Raw genomic sequence first — 275 nt, 5'->3', positions numbered from 1 at the left:
GCGATATGGCGCTCTGAAATGCCGGTGCGCTGTACGATCCATTCGTCCGAGGTGTCGACGATGCTTTCGAGATCGCGGTTGGTAAGGACTTTCTCCGGCAGGGCGCTGCCAATGCCGGCGATCAAGGAGCGTTTCATGCGGTCTGTGCCTGCGCGGCCGTTTGCTCGGCGAACTGCTTGCGCATCGATCCGAGGGTGTATTCCAAATCGTTGGCGATCTTGCTGGTGAGGCTTCCGAGGACCATGTCGCGGCCGAGCTCGATGGCGGCGGCAAAG

Annotated in this window: 1 pseudogene; it reads right to left on the bottom strand. The window is 61.1% G+C overall.

From position 1 onward, the window contains the following. Positions 1 to 137 (bottom strand): annotated as a pseudogene (locus CH341_RS32490) (3-oxoacyl-ACP synthase); the annotation flags it as partial. Between the last annotated feature and the right edge of the window lie 138 nt (positions 138 to 275).

It is taken from the genome of Rhodoplanes roseus (genome assembly GCF_003258865.1).
In the GTDB taxonomy this organism is placed as follows: Bacteria; Pseudomonadota; Alphaproteobacteria; order Rhizobiales; family Xanthobacteraceae; genus Rhodoplanes; species Rhodoplanes roseus.
Note: the sequence above shows the minus strand (reverse complement) of the source record. Positions and strands in the feature narration are given on the sequence as shown.